The sequence below is a fragment of the Sporosarcina sp. E16_8 genome (genome assembly GCF_017347095.1).
Classification (GTDB): domain Bacteria; phylum Bacillota; class Bacilli; order Bacillales_A; family Planococcaceae; genus Sporosarcina.
In genome coordinates this window covers 1-15,744 of sequence record NZ_JADPRZ010000036.1, presented here as the reverse complement: position 1 = coordinate 15,744, position 15,744 = coordinate 1, and the positions used below count along the sequence as shown (strand labels likewise).

18 protein-coding genes are annotated in these 15,744 nt (G+C 44.6%); 12 read left to right on the top strand and 6 right to left on the bottom strand.

Features of this window, described 5'->3' with window-relative positions; translation table 11 throughout:
- From I2484_RS15935 to I2484_RS15920, 5 genes are all read left to right on the top strand, one after another.
- Window positions 1-687: a uracil-DNA glycosylase gene (locus tag I2484_RS15935; protein ID WP_207152039.1), complete on the top strand. Its 687-nt coding sequence runs from the start codon at window positions 1-3 to the stop codon at window positions 685-687.
- Between the two features lie 50 nt (window positions 688-737).
- Window positions 738-914, top strand: coding sequence for a uracil-DNA glycosylase (locus I2484_RS21600; protein ID WP_346014206.1), 177 nt, complete (start codon window positions 738-740; stop codon window positions 912-914).
- Window positions 911-1,174, top strand: coding sequence for a DUF5327 family protein (locus I2484_RS15930; RefSeq protein ID WP_207152038.1), 264 nt, complete (start codon window positions 911-913; stop codon window positions 1,172-1,174). Before I2484_RS21600 ends, I2484_RS15930 begins: the two co-directional genes overlap by 4 nt.
- Before the next feature lie 42 nt (window positions 1,175-1,216).
- Entirely contained in the window at window positions 1,217-1,597 is a 381-nt protein-coding gene (locus I2484_RS15925; protein ID WP_207152037.1) for a DUF423 domain-containing protein, read from the top strand.
- A gap of 120 nt (window positions 1,598-1,717) precedes the next feature.
- A complete protein-coding gene (locus I2484_RS15920; RefSeq protein ID WP_207152036.1) occupies window positions 1,718-2,770 on the top strand; it encodes a beta-carotene 15,15'-monooxygenase in 1,053 nt (350 codons plus the stop codon).
- A gap of 206 nt (window positions 2,771-2,976) precedes the next feature.
- Here the strand turns inward: I2484_RS15920 and gerQ are convergent, their stop codons facing one another.
- From gerQ to hemQ, 3 genes are all read right to left on the bottom strand, one after another.
- Complete coding sequence (gene gerQ / locus I2484_RS15915; protein ID WP_207152035.1) at window positions 2,977-3,327, bottom strand: spore coat protein GerQ; 351 nt, start codon at window positions 3,325-3,327, stop codon at window positions 2,977-2,979.
- 24 nt (window positions 3,328-3,351) lie between these two features.
- Complete coding sequence (locus tag I2484_RS15910) at window positions 3,352-3,771, bottom strand: cell wall hydrolase (RefSeq protein WP_207152034.1); 420 nt, start codon at window positions 3,769-3,771, stop codon at window positions 3,352-3,354.
- Window positions 3,772-3,879: 108 nt separating this feature from the next.
- The gene (gene hemQ, locus I2484_RS15905; protein WP_207152033.1) at window positions 3,880-4,629 is read right to left on the bottom strand and encodes a hydrogen peroxide-dependent heme synthase; all 750 of its coding nucleotides are present in this window, start codon (window positions 4,627-4,629) and stop codon (window positions 3,880-3,882) included.
- Between the two features lie 177 nt (window positions 4,630-4,806).
- On the opposite strand from hemQ, the gene pta reads away from it, so the two are divergent.
- Both pta and lipL read left to right on the top strand, forming a co-directional pair.
- Window positions 4,807-5,778 carry a phosphate acetyltransferase gene (gene pta / locus I2484_RS15900; protein WP_207152032.1) on the top strand — a complete coding sequence of 324 codons (972 nt, stop codon included), beginning with the start codon at window positions 4,807-4,809 and terminating at the stop codon, window positions 5,776-5,778.
- Between the two features lie 15 nt (window positions 5,779-5,793).
- Window positions 5,794-6,636 (top strand): octanoyl-[GcvH]:protein N-octanoyltransferase, encoded by an 843-nt coding sequence (gene lipL, locus I2484_RS15895; RefSeq protein WP_207152031.1) that lies wholly within the window; start codon window positions 5,794-5,796, stop codon window positions 6,634-6,636.
- A gap of 235 nt (window positions 6,637-6,871) precedes the next feature.
- On the opposite strand, the gene I2484_RS15890 is transcribed toward lipL, so the two are convergent.
- On the bottom strand, window positions 6,872-7,510 hold the full coding sequence (locus I2484_RS15890; RefSeq protein ID WP_207152030.1) for an RsfA family transcriptional regulator: 639 nt from the start codon (window positions 7,508-7,510) through the stop codon (window positions 6,872-6,874).
- Window positions 7,511-7,692: 182 nt separating this feature from the next.
- On the opposite strand from I2484_RS15890, the gene I2484_RS15885 reads away from it, so the two are divergent.
- Window positions 7,693-8,991: an HD domain-containing protein gene (locus I2484_RS15885; RefSeq protein WP_207152029.1), complete on the top strand. Its 1,299-nt coding sequence runs from the start codon at window positions 7,693-7,695 to the stop codon at window positions 8,989-8,991.
- 11 nt (window positions 8,992-9,002) lie between these two features.
- Window positions 9,003-9,509 (top strand): YwgA family protein, encoded by a 507-nt coding sequence (locus I2484_RS15880; protein WP_207152028.1) that lies wholly within the window; start codon window positions 9,003-9,005, stop codon window positions 9,507-9,509.
- A 291-nt stretch (window positions 9,510-9,800) separates the two neighbouring features.
- Here I2484_RS15880 and I2484_RS15875 read toward each other — a convergent pair whose 3' ends face one another.
- Window positions 9,801-9,986 carry a 2-hydroxymuconate tautomerase gene (locus tag I2484_RS15875; RefSeq protein WP_186667982.1) on the bottom strand — a complete coding sequence of 62 codons (186 nt, stop codon included), beginning with the start codon at window positions 9,984-9,986 and terminating at the stop codon, window positions 9,801-9,803.
- A 68-nt stretch (window positions 9,987-10,054) separates the two neighbouring features.
- On the opposite strand from I2484_RS15875, the gene I2484_RS15870 reads away from it, so the two are divergent.
- Window positions 10,055-10,585, top strand: coding sequence for a YwhD family protein (locus tag I2484_RS15870; protein WP_207152027.1), 531 nt, complete (start codon window positions 10,055-10,057; stop codon window positions 10,583-10,585).
- 402 nt (window positions 10,586-10,987) lie between these two features.
- Here I2484_RS15870 and I2484_RS15865 read toward each other — a convergent pair whose 3' ends face one another.
- Window positions 10,988-13,045, bottom strand: coding sequence for a transglycosylase domain-containing protein (locus I2484_RS15865; protein ID WP_207152026.1), 2,058 nt, complete (start codon window positions 13,043-13,045; stop codon window positions 10,988-10,990).
- Between the two features lie 159 nt (window positions 13,046-13,204).
- Here I2484_RS15865 and I2484_RS15860 point away from each other — a divergent pair, with 159 nt between their 5' ends.
- Together I2484_RS15860 and argS are read left to right on the top strand one after the other, a co-directional pair.
- On the top strand, window positions 13,205-13,648 hold the full coding sequence (locus I2484_RS15860) for a YwiB family protein (protein ID WP_207152025.1): 444 nt from the start codon (window positions 13,205-13,207) through the stop codon (window positions 13,646-13,648).
- Window positions 13,645-15,312: an arginine--tRNA ligase gene (gene argS / locus I2484_RS15855; protein ID WP_207152024.1), complete on the top strand. Its 1,668-nt coding sequence runs from the start codon at window positions 13,645-13,647 to the stop codon at window positions 15,310-15,312. The genes I2484_RS15860 and argS overlap by 4 nt, the downstream gene beginning before the upstream one ends.
- Window positions 15,313-15,744: the final 432 nt, after the last annotated feature.

Genomic DNA, 15,744 nt, shown 5'->3' with positions numbered 1-15,744 from the left:
GTGAATAAAGAGCTCTTCGGTAATGATTGGGATGAGGTCTTGAATGATGAATTCGAGAAACCTTACTATAGTAAGTTACGTGAATTTCTGAAGAGGGAATATGAGGAAGAGACAATTTATCCGCAGCTGGATGATTTGTGGACTGCATTTAAATTGACGCCTTTTAATGAAGTGAAGGTCGTAGTTTTAGGACAAGACCCGTATCATGGACCTGGACAAGCACATGGTTTAAGTTTTTCCGTGAAGCCGGGCGTCAAGATACCGCCTAGTCTACGCAATATGTTTAAGGAACTCACGTCTGATATCGATTGTCCGCTGCCAGGGGGCGGAACACTGACTGGATGGGCGGAACAAGGCGTACTCATGTTGAATACGGTACTTACTGTAAGGGATGGACAAGCGCATTCGCATCGTAAACAAGGGTGGGAGACGTTCACCGACGAAGTGATACGGCTATTATCAAATCGAGACGAACCAATCGTCTTCGTCTTATGGGGCCGTCATGCTCAAGAAAAGAAGAAACTCATCGATCTATCGCGTCATGCAATCATCGAATCAGTTCACCCAAGCCCGTTAAGCGCAAGTCGCGGTTTCATCGGTAGCCGTCCATATTCGAAGACTAATAAGATCCTCGAATTGTGGGAAGAAACACAGATTGACTGGTGCCGAACAGGCGGCATTCTTTAATACAAACAGTGCCAGTGTTAAAGTTAAACTTGAAAAGAGGATGATCGTAAGTGGCAGTAAATTGTTTTCAATGCCAACATTTCTTCATAACATGGGATCAACGAAATCCACGTGGCTGCAAAGCATATGGTTTTAAAACGCGAGAACTGCCATCGGTCGTCGTGAAAAGATCATCTGGCATGGATTGTTTACAATTTGAACAAAAGAAAGGAGGCGCCAAACAGTGATACCATACGACCGGATTATCTCGGAAATGGAGCGGCAACTAAGCGTTGCGAGACATGCCGATGACGACAGCACGATGCGAGAAGCGTTTGCCGCCGTCAGATCACTTTGCGAAGTTGCGCTTGGAGGGGAAAGTAAGCGTGAAGAGAAAATTGTCCCCAAAATGCTTACAACTGTTAGCGCTGTGCAGTCGGTCACTTCGTTAGAAGGTAAACTGCTTGAAGAAGAGGATGCAAACGGCGGTTCGCTATTTGATTTCTGATAAGTAGGGTGCCAGACATCCGTAAAGAAAGTAGGGGTTTATATGCCATTTTTCATTATTGCGGGGGCTGTTAACGCAGCAATCGCTGTCGCCTTTGGTGCATTCGGCGCACACGCTTTAAAAGAAAAACTATCCGCACACTATTTAGCAATTTGGGAAACCGCTGTACAGTATCAAATGTTCCACGCGCTCGCATTGATTGCTGTTGGTATCCTTATGAGTCCAACGCTCTTTGGTTCTGTCACGCAATTAAGCTGGGCGGGTTATTTGATCCTCGCGGGTATTATCATCTTCTCTGGTAGCCTTTATGTACTGAGCCTCTCGGGAATCGGTATACTCGGCGCTATCACACCAATCGGCGGCGTTGCATTCATCGCAGGGTGGATCATGTTGATTATTGCGGCTATTAAATTTTCAAACTAAAACAGGTAAGGGGGTATCCTCTCACCTGTTTTTATTTTGTCTAAAATGTAATAATTTAGCCATATGATACATATATAAGTATGATCAGAATGCTATAATGGAAATAAAAGGGGTGGTTTTATGATTTCTAGTAAGCAGAATTCAAAATCACTATTACTTATTATGGTCCTCGTCCTTGTTATTACGTCTAATCTTGCTCTCTACCGATTGCCATTCCCGTTCTTGCCGGCGCCTGCAGATGCGACGTGGGTCATTATTGGTTCCCTCATTGACTTCTCGATTGTCGCTCCGTTCCTCATTCTCGCAATGACACGCAGAAAAGGCTTCACTGTGAAAAGGTTTATAACATTCATGGTGCTCGGTATAATTGCAGCGCGAATCATTATTCCGAGCGCTTATTTTGAGCCATTCAAATTCATCCCTTACATCGCAATCTCAATTGAAGGAATTATTCTCCTTGCTGAAATCGGACTCATCTTCATTCTTTTGAAACATACACCCCGAATCATTCGAGATATAAAAGCGAGTGGAGAAGGTCCATTATTCACATTTGCAACATTAGTCCAAAAGCAAATTGGTAGACATCCCCTTATAAAAATAATTAGCGCAGAAACGGTTATGTTCTACTACGCATTCGCTTCGTGGAAAAAACGTCCGATTGAGGCGGAGAACCGCTTCTCTCTTCATACGAAAACAAGTTTCATTGCCTTTTATATCATGATGATTCACGCGATTGTCATTGAGACCATCGGCATCCACTGGTGGCTTCACGATAAGTCGCTGATTCTTTCTATAGTTCTTCTCATTTTGAACATCTACACGGTTATTTTTTTTATTGGAGATATTCAAGCGGTTCGTCTGAATCCGCTTACTGTCGATGAAAAACAAATTCGTGTAGCACTTGGATTAGGGAAACGGATGGACATTCCATTTGATGAAATTGAGAACATTGCATGGGGGGACTACGCTGCCAATGAAAATCTGAAGGCGCAAGGTACAATAGATTTCATCGCACGAGATTTCGAGGAAGCGCTACCCCAATGCGTCATTACATTCAAACGACCGCTGAACGCAACACTCTTTTTAGGGTTCGAAAAGGAATTTTCGAAAGCAGCGATTCGAGTGGATGACCCAAACCGTCTCCAGAGTTATATAGATGCTCGGCACTATTAATTTAGAATTTAATAGAAACTGTAATAATCTCCTTGTACGACGAATGAATTTAGCGATGAAGCGGTATTGGAAACTGCTTCCTGGTAATAATCACAAAAAACTCACTTACTTTCCATTTGTTAAGTGCCAAGTATATAGATGATCGGTTTGATTAATCAAAAAAATCTTCCGCCAGCCCTAAAAGGCAGACGGAAGATTTTTTGAATTCAAGGAGCTTGCGGAAAATACTTCACTTCATTATCAAATTCGGCGTAATCAAAATAAATCATTGGGAATAAAAAACGATGTCCTGTTGTCGAATCGCTTAAGATGACATGATCACGGCCGGCTGCTTCTACCGTACCGCGTACCTCTTTCGTGTTTTTACCTGAATCCAGTGCATGCTCGAATGAAAAATGGAAAGTTCCAGGTTCTCCTCTGTTTAATCGTAAAATGTTTTCAATGTATGACTGTTCACGTCCGGGCGGTCCGGGTGGTCTTCCTCCGGCTGGAATTGTTACTTGGGGCGGTGTGACGTGCTGATTCTGATAGGGCGGATTCCAATAGTATTGGACCATTTCTTCATCCTTTCTTCTTTTGAGTTACAGGTTAGGGCAGTCTTGAACCGTTGGGGAAAAGAAACAGTGTGACTTGAATCTACCTGTGTTCCATTGGTTATACCACTGTGCCGGGCAATCTCCGGTTGGCATGAAAAACCATAATGATCGTTCTCCAGGAGTGAAACGCTCGCCGTTGACAACGCGCTTTGCCAGTTTTCGATCCAGCTCGCGAGCACGCTGATAAAAATATGGTTTCGTCGTAGCTTCAAAGCCTCCTGGACTTTGGAAAACCATATCTTGTAAACTCCGGATATCATTGAAATCGAGACATCCCGAACGTACGCGATTCACCCCGACGTTACCTACTAAAAGCATGCCTAATTGGCCATCACCTTCTGCTTCAGCACGCATTAACCTTGCGAGCAAATCCAGTTCAGCATCCGTGTACTTTATAACCGCCACGGCACAACCCCCTTGGGGAATGATATGCGCGGTCGGAATGAAACATGCCTACCAAATAAAAATACCGCCCAACTGCATGATCACAGTTAGGCGGTATAGGATTGAAATTTAGATGTTGAAGAAAGCTGCTTTTTTATCGCCATCTAAAATCGTACCCACAAAGAATGAGCCGAATTCAGCGTAGAGTGCGCTTACTTCGTCAAAACGCATTTCATAAATTAACTTTTTGAACTGAAGAACGTCGTCTGCGAATAGTGTAACGCCCCATTCGTAGTCGTCAAAACCGACAGAACCGGAAATGATTTGTTTCACTTTACCAGCATAACTGCGGCCAATCAAGCCGTGTGCGCGCATCAATTCTTTGCGTTTATCCATATCGAGCATGTACCAGTTCACATCGCCGTCGCGCTTCTTGTCCATCGGGTAGAAGCAGATGTATTGGCTACGTTGAAGTTCAGGATACAGACGTCCCCGTACAAATGGGTTCTGGTACGGATCGTCAGTGGATTCTCCTGCAAGGTAGTTCGATAGTTCAACGACTGACAGGTATGAATACGCTGGAATCGTGAAATCAGCAATTGCGAGTTTATTGAATTCCGTTTCAAGCTCTTGAAGTTCAAGCATTGTCGGACGCAAAGTCATAAGCATGAAATCGGCTTTTTGGCCGATTACTGTATAGAAAGCGTGTGCGCCGGTTTTATCGTCATCCGCTTTTTGAAGCTTTTCAAGGTAAACCATAAATTCCTCTACTGCTGCTTGGCGTTCTTCTTTTGAAATCAATTTCCAAGATGCCCAGTCCATCGAGCGTAAATCATGTAAAACATACCAACCATCCAGTGTTTTTGCTGCTTCGATCATATGAAATCAAACTCCTTCATTATGAATTAACTTCTTACAATGAGTGTAGCATAGAAGGCTGTAGAACGTCCTTTGCCAGCGCCGTTGTCACGAATTTGACATGAAGTGAAACACTTTTACCACATAGATTATTGGTGTATGCTTAGAGCATGAGAGCATGCGAAAGGCGGCTATTTAATGACTGATTTATTTAATGGAATTAAAGAAAGTTTAAGCGGCAATCGCAAGACGATAATCCTGCCGGAAGGAACGGATATCCGGGTAGTAGAAGCGGCGTCACGCCTTCACAGGGAAGGGCTTGTGAAGCCAGTCCTTCTTGGCAATGAAACCGAGGTGCAAGAAGTCGCAACTGAAGCAGGAATTGATATTTCGGAAATAGATGTCATTGATCCCGTGAGTGCTTCTTACTTCGAAGAACTAGCCGAAAAGTTTGTTGAACGTCGTAATGGCAAAGCGACTTTGGAACAAGCGCGTGAACAATTGAAAGACGTCAATTATTTTGGAACGATGCTTGTTTACACAGGGCGTGCCGACGGATTGGTAAGTGGTGCGGCACATTCGACTGCCGATACGGTACGACCGGCGCTTCAAATTATTAAAACAAAACCAGGTATTTCAAGGACAAGCGGGGCGTTCATTATGATGAAGGGTGAGGAACGTCTCGTCTTCGCCGATTGTGCAATCACTGTCGCACCGACAGCACAAGAATTGGCGGAAATCGCAATCGAAAGTGCAAAAACAGCGCGCTCATTCGGCGTAGATCCGCGTGTTGCGATGCTAAGCTTTTCTACAAAAGGATCTGCTGTAACGGAAGAAACGGAAAAAGTTGCGACCGCGGTGAAAATTGCTCAATCGCTTGCACCGGATTTGCTACTCGACGGCGAGTTCCAATTTGACGCGGCCTATGTTCCGGAAATTGCTGCGAAAAAGGCACCTGAATCAGTCATTCAAGGTAATGCGAACGTCTTCGTTTTTCCATCACTTGAAGCCGGTAATATCGGTTATAAAATAGCGGAGCGTCTTGGCGGCTACGAAGCAATTGGCCCGATTCTTCAGGGGTTGAACGCACCCGTAAATGATTTATCACGCGGTTGTTCAGCTGCTGATGTGTACAAGCTTGCCCTGTTAACCGCGGCGCAAAGTCTATGAGCAGGAGAAATTTGAATGATATCATATGAATCTTTTTTAACCATTCCTGCATGGCGTTTTGTGGATGAATCCATGACAACACGTACCCGTTCTGCACTAGAATCATTCGCCGCCGACGATACACTTTGTCATCTCGTCGGCCAACAGGTAAGCGTTCCGACAGTCCGTACTTGGGTGCACAATCAAACCGTCGTGCTCGGTATCCAGGATCATCGGCTACCACATGTTACAGAAGCAGTTTCGATGCTTGGAAATGCAGGTTATAATGCGATTGTCCGCAATTCAGGCGGACTAGCAGTAGTGCTTGACGAAGGCGTATTAAATATATCAATTGTTCTATCTGAACTCGACTCTTCAATCGATATTCCAGCAGGCTATGAAGTAATGCTCGCATTCGTTCGAATGCTTTTCCCAGAAGCAGGTGACCGCATCGAAGCCTATGAAATTGTAGGGTCATACTGTCCAGGTTCGTATGATTTGAGTATTGATGGTCGTAAATTCGCTGGCATTTCTCAGCGTAGATTGCGTCAAGGCATCGCGGTCCAAGTCTATCTTTGCGTCGAAGGAAGTGGGGCGGAACGTGCCGAGCTAATCCGAGATTTTTACGAAACTGGCTTGCAGGGGAAAGAAACGAAGTTCACTTATCCGGTCATTAAACCGGAAGTAATGGCATCCCTATCAGAACTTCTGGACATGTCGCTCACGGTTAGCGATGTCGTTATTCGTATCCAACTTATGTTGCGCGAGCTCGCGGATCATGTCGAGATTGGCGGCTTGAAACCGGAAGAAATGGAGCTGTACAGCTTTTATTTGAATCGCGTCTTCGAACGCAATCAAAAAATGCTGGCACGCGGATGAACAAAATGGTTGTCTCCTGGAAAAGGGGGCAACCATTTTTTGATTGGATAAATGCAACGTCCCGCCGAGTAAACGACGTTATCGCCGAACTAAACAACACTCCGTCGAAACTAAACAACGTTTTCACCGGACTAAACAACACTCCGTCAAAACTAACCAACGCCAGACCGAAACAACACAACACCCTCACCAAACTAAACAAACCCCTTGCTAAACCCAAAGGAAAAACCGCCTATCAATGATGATTGACGGGCGGCTCTTTTGAAACTAGGTTGCCATTTTGCTCCATTTTGAATACCGGCGCTGTGCGATCAGCGTCATCATCTAGCGTGACGAGACGGCGTGCGCGGTTCATGATTTGAACAAATTGTTCGTAATCGGCGCGTAAGGTTTTATTTTCCTGTTGAAGTTTTTCGATTTCTTTTTGGAGTTGCTCCGACTTTTCATTCGCGATTTTAGCAGTTTGCCTCCAGCGAAGTGACTCGTTATCTCCCAAGCCTGTGTGATGCATGCGTACAAGAAATGCGATAACTGTATCGAGTGAGAGTGCAGATAACGGAACGGAAATCTTTTGTTCTTCCTCTTGTCCTTGCGAAGGGCTATATAATTGTTGACCCCGTCGTTTAAAGTCTTTTCCAAGGACACGTATTGCTTGTTTGCGTTCTTTCTTCGCATCCGATAGCTCTTTTTCATAATCACGTCTCACTACTGCGTTCCATCTGAACCCGCAAGCCGCTGCCGTCCTGTTGAGCGCGTCCCCAACTTCTTCGAAAGCGCTAAGTTGTGTGCTACCTTCTCGGACATGTCGCAGTACTGTGTCGGCCAATAAAGTATCGTTTTCTTCGATCCAAGCATCCTGTCTAACTTTCACCATCTCCGTGCCTCCAGTCATATGTTCATAGTCTCTTTCTACGGTCAGTGTGGACAGGATTTCGTTACTTTATTCATAATGAAAAAAGCATTCTATCTCTTTTTCACTCAAATGAACCTTTTTCCATCTTCCTACGAACCATTTTTACCATTATACTAAAGGGAATGAGTTGACGGAGGTGCACTATGGAATACAAAGATGAGAAACTGGTCGAAGAAAAAGTTTTCAAAGATCCTGTGCATCGCTATATTCACGTGCGCGATAAAGTGATTTGGGACGTTATTGGCACAAGTGAATTTCAGCGCCTTCGCCGGATCAAACAGCTAGGCACAACGTATCTCGTATTTCATGGGGCGGAGCATAGTAGGTTCCACCATTCGCTCGGGGTCTATGAAATCGTCAGGCGCATCATTGACGACGGTTTCAGCGGTAGGCCTGAATGGAACAATGAGGAACGTCTAGTGACGATGTGTGCGGCATTGCTGCATGACCTCGGGCACGGTCCGTTTTCACACGCCTTTGAAAAAGTGTTCGATCTTGATCATGAACAATTTACGCAAGCCATTTTGCTAGGGGACACGGAAGTGAATGCTGTATTACGCCGCGTGGCACCCGATTTCCCGCAAAAAGTGGCTGATATAATCGGGAAAACCTATCCGGATAAACTCGTAGTCAGCCTGATTTCAAGTCAAATAGACGCCGACCGGATGGATTATTTACAGCGTGACGCTTATTTTACTGGAGTGTCATACGGTCATTTTGACATGGAACGGATTCTACGTGTCATGCGCCCTACAGAAGAACAGGCGGTTATCAAATATAGCGGCATGCACGCAGTGGAAGACTATATTATGAGTCGTTACCAGATGTATTGGCAAGTCTATTTCCATCCAGTGTCACGTAGTGCTGAAGTTATTTTGACAAAGATATTACATCGCGCAAAACAGTTACATGCAAGTGGATATATCTTTAAACAAGAGCCGACCCACTTCCATTCGTTTTTCGACAAGACATTTGTACTTGAGGATTATATTGCCCTCGATGAAAATATATTAATGACGTATTTTCAGATTTGGATGAAGGAAGAAGACGCGATTTTGTCTGACCTTTGCTATCGTTTTATCAATAGAAGATTGTTCCAGTATGCGGAATTTGATCCGGCAACAGAATACCGGAAAATCGGTGAACTCGAGCAGTTATTTAAGGAAGCAGGAATCGATCCGGCCTATTATCTTGTTACGGATTCGTCGTCGGATTTACCCTATGATTTTTATGGCCCAGGTGAAGAAAACGAACGCTTACCAATTTATTTGCAAATGAAAAATGGTGACCTGAGCGAGTTGTCACGTTCATCTGATGTCGTAGACGCGATTTCAGGTAAAAGACGAACAGATCATAAAATCTATTTTCCGGAAGATGTTTTGGAAGCAGGGAAAGCAAAGAATCCTTTATACGGACGGATTTTACACATGCTGAAAGGTTAGGTGTCGATAAGTTGTTGCAAGAACACGCTAGAATTGTACAATTCATCTCAATGGCGAATGAAGTCACTGGCAGAAAAAAATTACAGAAAATGATTTATATCGCGAAAAAGATGAATTTCCCTTTCGCTGAAAAATATGAGCTTCACATGTACGGACCCTATTCTGAGGAATTAACGTTGCGGATCGAGGAACTGTGCGCGATGGGGTTTCTGGCTGAACGGTGCACGGACAAAGGATCGTACGTCCAATACAGCTATCGAGTGACAGGCGAGGGGGAAGGGTTCCTAGAAATGGCAGATGATGCCCATGCAATGCTAGGAACCTGCATCGACAGCATGAACGCCAAGAGTTCCCGTTTCCTCGAACTCGTTTCGACATTGCTGTACTTCGATCAACTTGACAAGGATGAGCAGATCGCTAAGGTTCTTATCGTGAAAAGTAAACTGAACTTCACTGTGGAAGAGATGACGGCTGCATTTGAATTCATCAGTGAAATGCAAACGTACGCAGTTCAATAAAGAAAAGCGGAAAGCGTCGCTAAGCCCCGAAAAGCGCTGAAAGGCCTAAGATAAAGACGCTTTTTGTCTTTATCTTTAGGACAGAAGCGACTCGAGGGGCTGACGCTTGGAGTCTGGACAATAATAAAAAAGGCTGTCCCATTGGTGCGGAAATTTTCCGTCATGGGGCAGCCTTTTTGTTTATGGATTTGTAAGTATACGTTTTCCTACACGGAATAGTGTCTAGCTTCAGTCGCCTCAGGGCATGGCGAACTTAGGCTGTGCACCATTTAAAGGCGCTTCCGCTTTTGTTTATTGATCACTTAGACGTTTTCCAGCGACAGAGTAATGGCTTTTCGACATTTCTTCAATGATGACAGAAACATTTTGAGCAGGTGCACCTGTTGTTTCAGCGACGGCTTCTGTCACTCTTTCGCAAAGCGCACGTTTTTGTTCATCTGTACGACCTTCCAACATTTTCACAGTTACGATTGGCATTACATTTCCCCCTCTCTGTATATATTGGGTATAGTATACATAGTATCAGATTTGGAGGGGACGAATAAATGACAAATGAAAATAAACCGAAACAGAAATTGGGTTTCACAATTATAAAGGACGATCCGACTGACGGTCATGGCGGATATGGGATTGGTTCGTTGTCACTTGAAAACGTGTCACCTGTCATTATCGACGTCGAAGAAGGCGTTGCACGCATTGAAATAGGTGCGATGCATGCCAGGAGCGACACGGAGCGCGGCGTCAAATTTACGTTGAACCGCGAAGATTCAGAAGGCGGCAAAGCGTACTGGCTTGTCTGGGTCACAATTGATTTCCGCCAGCAGGGCCCTTATTATGCAGGCGTTACAGCGTGTGAAATGATCGTCAATCGTGAAAAACGTCGGGGGTATAAAGTGCTCGCTGATCACGTTAATCGGATGGATAAATCGATGAAGCGGAATATCATAGTTGATCATATGGATGATAAATCAAAGCAGATTTTAGCTGACTTCCTTGCTGCTCATAATAAGGATATGTGGGATAGAAGTGAACCGAAACTGCATATCGATTTGAGTGTTGATTCGCCACAGTTGTGAACAAAAAGCGACAAATTCCGCATACTTCTCATTCCGAGGTTGAATGTGGGCCTGAAAGGCAGTACACTGAAATCACTGCTTGCGATTGTAAGCTAGGACAACCGGAATCGTGCATTTCCTGATGAATACCGTGTCAAACAAACCCAAGCGTGATACATCATTTAGCAGGACGCCTTGAACGGTAAAAAAGCTTTCCTCCCCCGAATTAATTTGGGAGAGGAAAGCTTTTTTGATTTTGATGAATTAGGGAGAGAAGCGATCATAAAGCATCGCCTACCGATCATATCTCGCGCGAAGCGATCATAAACCATCGCCCACCGATCATATCCCGCGCGAAGCGATCATAAAGCATCGCCTACCGATCATAATCCCGCGCCAACCAATCATAAAACTCAATCCAACTCACTCAAAAAACGAAAATGGAAACAGTTCGAACTTCTTGCCATCGGTTTCGCCCACTGAGCGCTGTTCCCGAAGTGCTTTGTCCGTACATAACTTTTGAGGCATATCCTTCTCTTTAACATAAACGAGCCGCTGTTTCTCGCATCCATTTACTGCAATCCCACCTGTGTCGACGTCGATGATGACACCATTGACTCCCTTCGGAGGGATGAATGGTTCGGGTGGAGTGCTGCGATTGACAGTCTCCATGAAGTCGATCCATATTTTTTTGGACGCCGCTTTATCCGTCATGTCGGTCAGTTGCTTTCCAACGTCGTATCCGGTCCAAATCCCCGCTGTTAGTGAGGGGGTGTAGCCAATTAAGTATTGATCTGAAATCGTCGTTCCAGATTTTGCCGCATAGGGCTGCGTCTGTTTTTGGCGCATGGATAATCCAGTGGCGGAAGAATAATCGTTGAACACAGGATCGAACATTCCAGTCATTAGATGAGTGAGGACAAATGCATCCTGTTCACTGATGACATGTTTCTTGCTCTTCTTCGGATGTTCATAGACCGTTTTACCTTCTGCATCCGATATGGATAGAATCGTCGTTGGGACTGTTTCGATACCGCCTGAAGCAATTCGGTTATAGGCATTCGTCATGTCAGAAAGCGTTACAAGCGAGGTACCGAGTGCCGTTGCAGGAGATTCCGGGAATTTACCATTGACGCCTAGACGTTCAGCCATTTTACTAAATTTCTTATAACCGATATCTTCAAGCGTTTTTACGGCGTAAATATTATCGGAAATCGCCAGTGCTTGTGCAAGCGAGATAGGATGGCCGGCAAATTTCCCGTTCACATTGTTCGGTTCATACGTCGAGCGACCTTCATCGTAAGTGAAAATGGTCTTTTCAGTCGATAAAAACGTCAGTGGACTGAACCCGTCTTCGAGTGCAGCTGCATATAGAATTGGTTTCATCGCAGAGCCAGGTTGGCGCTTTGCTTGAGTCGCCCGGTTGAAAGGACTTTCGGTATAATTCATGCCGCCGACGAGCGATGTGATTGCACCCGTTCCAGTTTCAATCGACATGAACCCAACTTGTAACCCGCTGTCCGGCATCCATTTGGTAATCATTTCTTCGGCGACCTGTTGGTGAAGTGGGTCTAGCGTTGTCCGGATCGTCCAACCGCCCTCTGCAGGAGAGCGTCCTTTCGCAGCGAGTACTTTTTCAGCCTCACGCCAAACTTCATCCAAAAAGTAAGGGGCAACGCGTTTAGAGTCAGCCCATTCACGGTTTTTTAACGTAATTTGTTCGTTCGTTGCTCGCTCTTCTTGACGTGCAGTAATATACCCTTGCGCCTCCATAAGTGACAGCACTAGCAATGTTCGTTCCCTCGATTTCTCGGGATTTTCAATAGGCGAATAAACCGAAGGCCCTTTCGCGATGGCCGTAATAACAGCAGACTCTTCCAACGTCAGATCTTTTGCTGACTTTCCAAAATAAAATTTACTTGCCGCCTCGACACCATACATGCCATGTCCGAAGTAAACAGTATTCAAATAGCCTTCCAAGATGACATCTTTTTCATAAAATATTTCCATTCGATAGGCGTAAAGTGCTTCAGTGATTTTCCGTTTCCACGTCTTTTCAAACGTCAAATACAAGTTTTTCGCATATTGCATGGTAATTGTGCTGGCTCCTTCTACTTTGCGCCCGGATTTGGCATCTTTTAAAAGAGCACCAGCAATCCGTCTATAATCAAAACCGTTGTGGGTATAAAAATTCTTGTCTTCCGTTGCAATTACTGCATCGATTAGAAACGGTGACATGGCATCGAGATCAACCCAGTACCGTCGTTCTGCGGAAAACCGGTCGCCAATTTGCCTGCCGTCTTTATCAAGAAAGACAGAAGCTTTTGGCACGCTTAAAGAAGGTGCGCCTGTAATTTGAGCATAAAGCCTGAGCGATAGGAAGATAGTCAGCACCGCCATTATCATCGTGACGGTTAGCAGCAACAGCCGTCGTAACGCCGAGCGTCTCTTTTTCTGTTTCACATACACTGTCCGTTGCATACGATCCCGTCCCGTCCATATCATTGCATCTAGTATGCGACGCTTGGAAAGAGATTAAACGGAACGCGCGTAAAAACATGCAATGCTCGGATAGATTGAAATGTAGGTCGTAAAAAGGATATAATAAGAAGATGTTTTCATGAAAAGGACAGTGAGTATATGGAATCGCGGGAGAAAGAGCGATATGTAACGATTAAGCTCCATTCGTCAATTCGCCATCCGGGCCAAGACGAGGAGAAGCATGAATTGAGTGCAAAAGGTTTGTTGATAGAAAAAGCAGGCAAATCTTATTTGAAATATGAAGAACAACAAAGTGGAAAGTCGATTCAAACAATTGTTAAATTGGATTCTACAGACGCACTCATTATGCGTCGCGGTGCTGTTACGATGCGGTTGCCGTTTGTTGCAGCAGGTGAACGACCAGGAACCTATGGCAGTGGGCCAGCGACGTTTGACTTAGTTGTTAAAACGGGCAAGCTCGATTTTACAGAGCAAAAGGATAATTCGGGCGGACGCTTCAATGTGAACTATGATTTGCTTGCAGAAGGATCACTTCTCGGAACATACGAACTGACTATTACATACACGGAGGGAACAATATGAACGCGGTAGAACAGATTCAACACGAGGTGAAAACAGCGCTGCGCCAAGCTGTAATTGATGCGGGGTTGGCAGATGAAACGGCTATACCAGACATTATGCTTGAAACGCCGAATAATAAAGACAATGGTGATTATGCGACGAACATTGCTATGCAATTGACAAAATTAGCGAAAAAGCCACCGCGTGCGATTGCGGAAGCGATTATTGAAAAATTAAATACAGATGGCACATCAATTGAATCAATTGAGATTGCAGGTCCTGGTTTTATCAATATCAAATTAAAAACGGATTACTTAGGTGACATTGTCAAGACTGTTCTTGAGCAAGGCGAGAACTACGGCCGTTCAAACTTCGGCAATAAACAAAAAGTCCAAGTTGAATTCGTTTCTGCCAATCCAACAGGTGATCTTCACCTTGGTCATGCACGCGGAGCTTCTCTTGGCGATTCTCTATCCAACGTTCTCGATTTCGCTGGCTACGATGTAGCGCGCGAATACTACATTAACGATGCGGGTAAACAAGTGCACAACCTGGCTATTTCTGTTGAGGCACGATATTTCCAAGCACTCGGTTTGGATAAAGAAATGCCGGAAGACGGCTACCAAGGGCCTGACATTATTAATATCGGAAAAATGCTGGCAGCTGAATATGGCGATAAGTACGTTCACACGCCAGATGAAGAGCGTTATGCATTCTTCCGCCAATACGGCCTTGATCATGAATTAGAGAAACTAAAGACAGACCTTGCCAATTTCCGTGTGTCATTTGATGTCTGGTTCTCTGAAACGTCATTGTATGAAAACGGTAAAATTGACGTTGCTCTTGATAAATTACGTGCCAATGGCCATGTATTTGAAGAAGATGGTGCAACATGGTTCCGTTCAACAACTTTCGGTGATGACAAGGACCGTGTGTTAATTAAAAACGATGGTACGTATACGTATTTGATGCCAGACATCGCGTACCATGAGGACAAATTGTTCCGTGGATTCGATAAACTGATCAATATTTGGGGCGCAGATCACCACGGTTATATTCCGCGCATGAAAGCAGCAATCGAAGCGCTTGGTTACGGCAACGACACGCTAGAAGTCGGCGTCGTACAAATGGTTCAGTTGTATAAAGACGGAGAAAAATTCAAGATGAGCAAGCGTACGGGGAAAGCCGTAACTTTGCGTGAATTGGTTGAGGAAGTTGGCTTGGACGCAGTCCGTTATTTCTTCGCAATGCGCTCAAGCGATTCACAAATGGACTTCGACCTAGACCTTGCGATTTCTCAGTCAAATGAAAACCCTGTATATTACGCGCAATATGCGCATGCACGGATTTCATCAATCTTGCGCCAAGCAGATGACAATGGAATGGCTGCATCTGTGGATAATGTTTCTTTATTGCAAGCTGAAAAAGAGCTTGAATTACTGAAAAAAATCGGCGACTTCCCACAAGTAATCAGTGACTCAGCGAGAATCCGTTCACCGCACCGCGTTGCAACATATATCCAAGAATTAGCCGCTACATTCCATAGTTTCTACAACGCAGAAAAAGTGTTGGACCCAGATAATCGCGAATTATCGGAAGCACGTCTGGCACTAATTACAGTCACGCGCACGACAATTGCAAATGCGTTGAAACTTATTGGTGTTTCTGCTCCGGAAAAGATGTAATAAAATTTAACGCCACACTTGAGAGATTGTTATCTCTCAGGTGTGGCGTTTTTCACATGCAGATATTCTCTCTATACATGTTGAACAAATAAATACGATGTATGCTCTTTACAAGGGCTTTTGGAAGGCTGCTGAATAAGTCCAACTACCTGGAATGAATTAGAAATCCTGCTAATACCGCTTCGACGCTTTGTAGATGCCTCCCGCGATAAGCCAGAAAGAAGACCGGGGAGGGATTGAACTGCATCCCTTCATCAGTCTTATCGCTCAGGCTACCACGAAGGCGCGCCTTCGCTAGATAATCTATGTGAGAATGAGCATTTCATTATCTATCAGTGCGAAGGCGAGTAATAAAAATCCCTACACAATGGATAGAATTAGAATTCTTCCTAATACCGCTTCGACGCTTTGTGGATGCCTCCCGCGATAAGC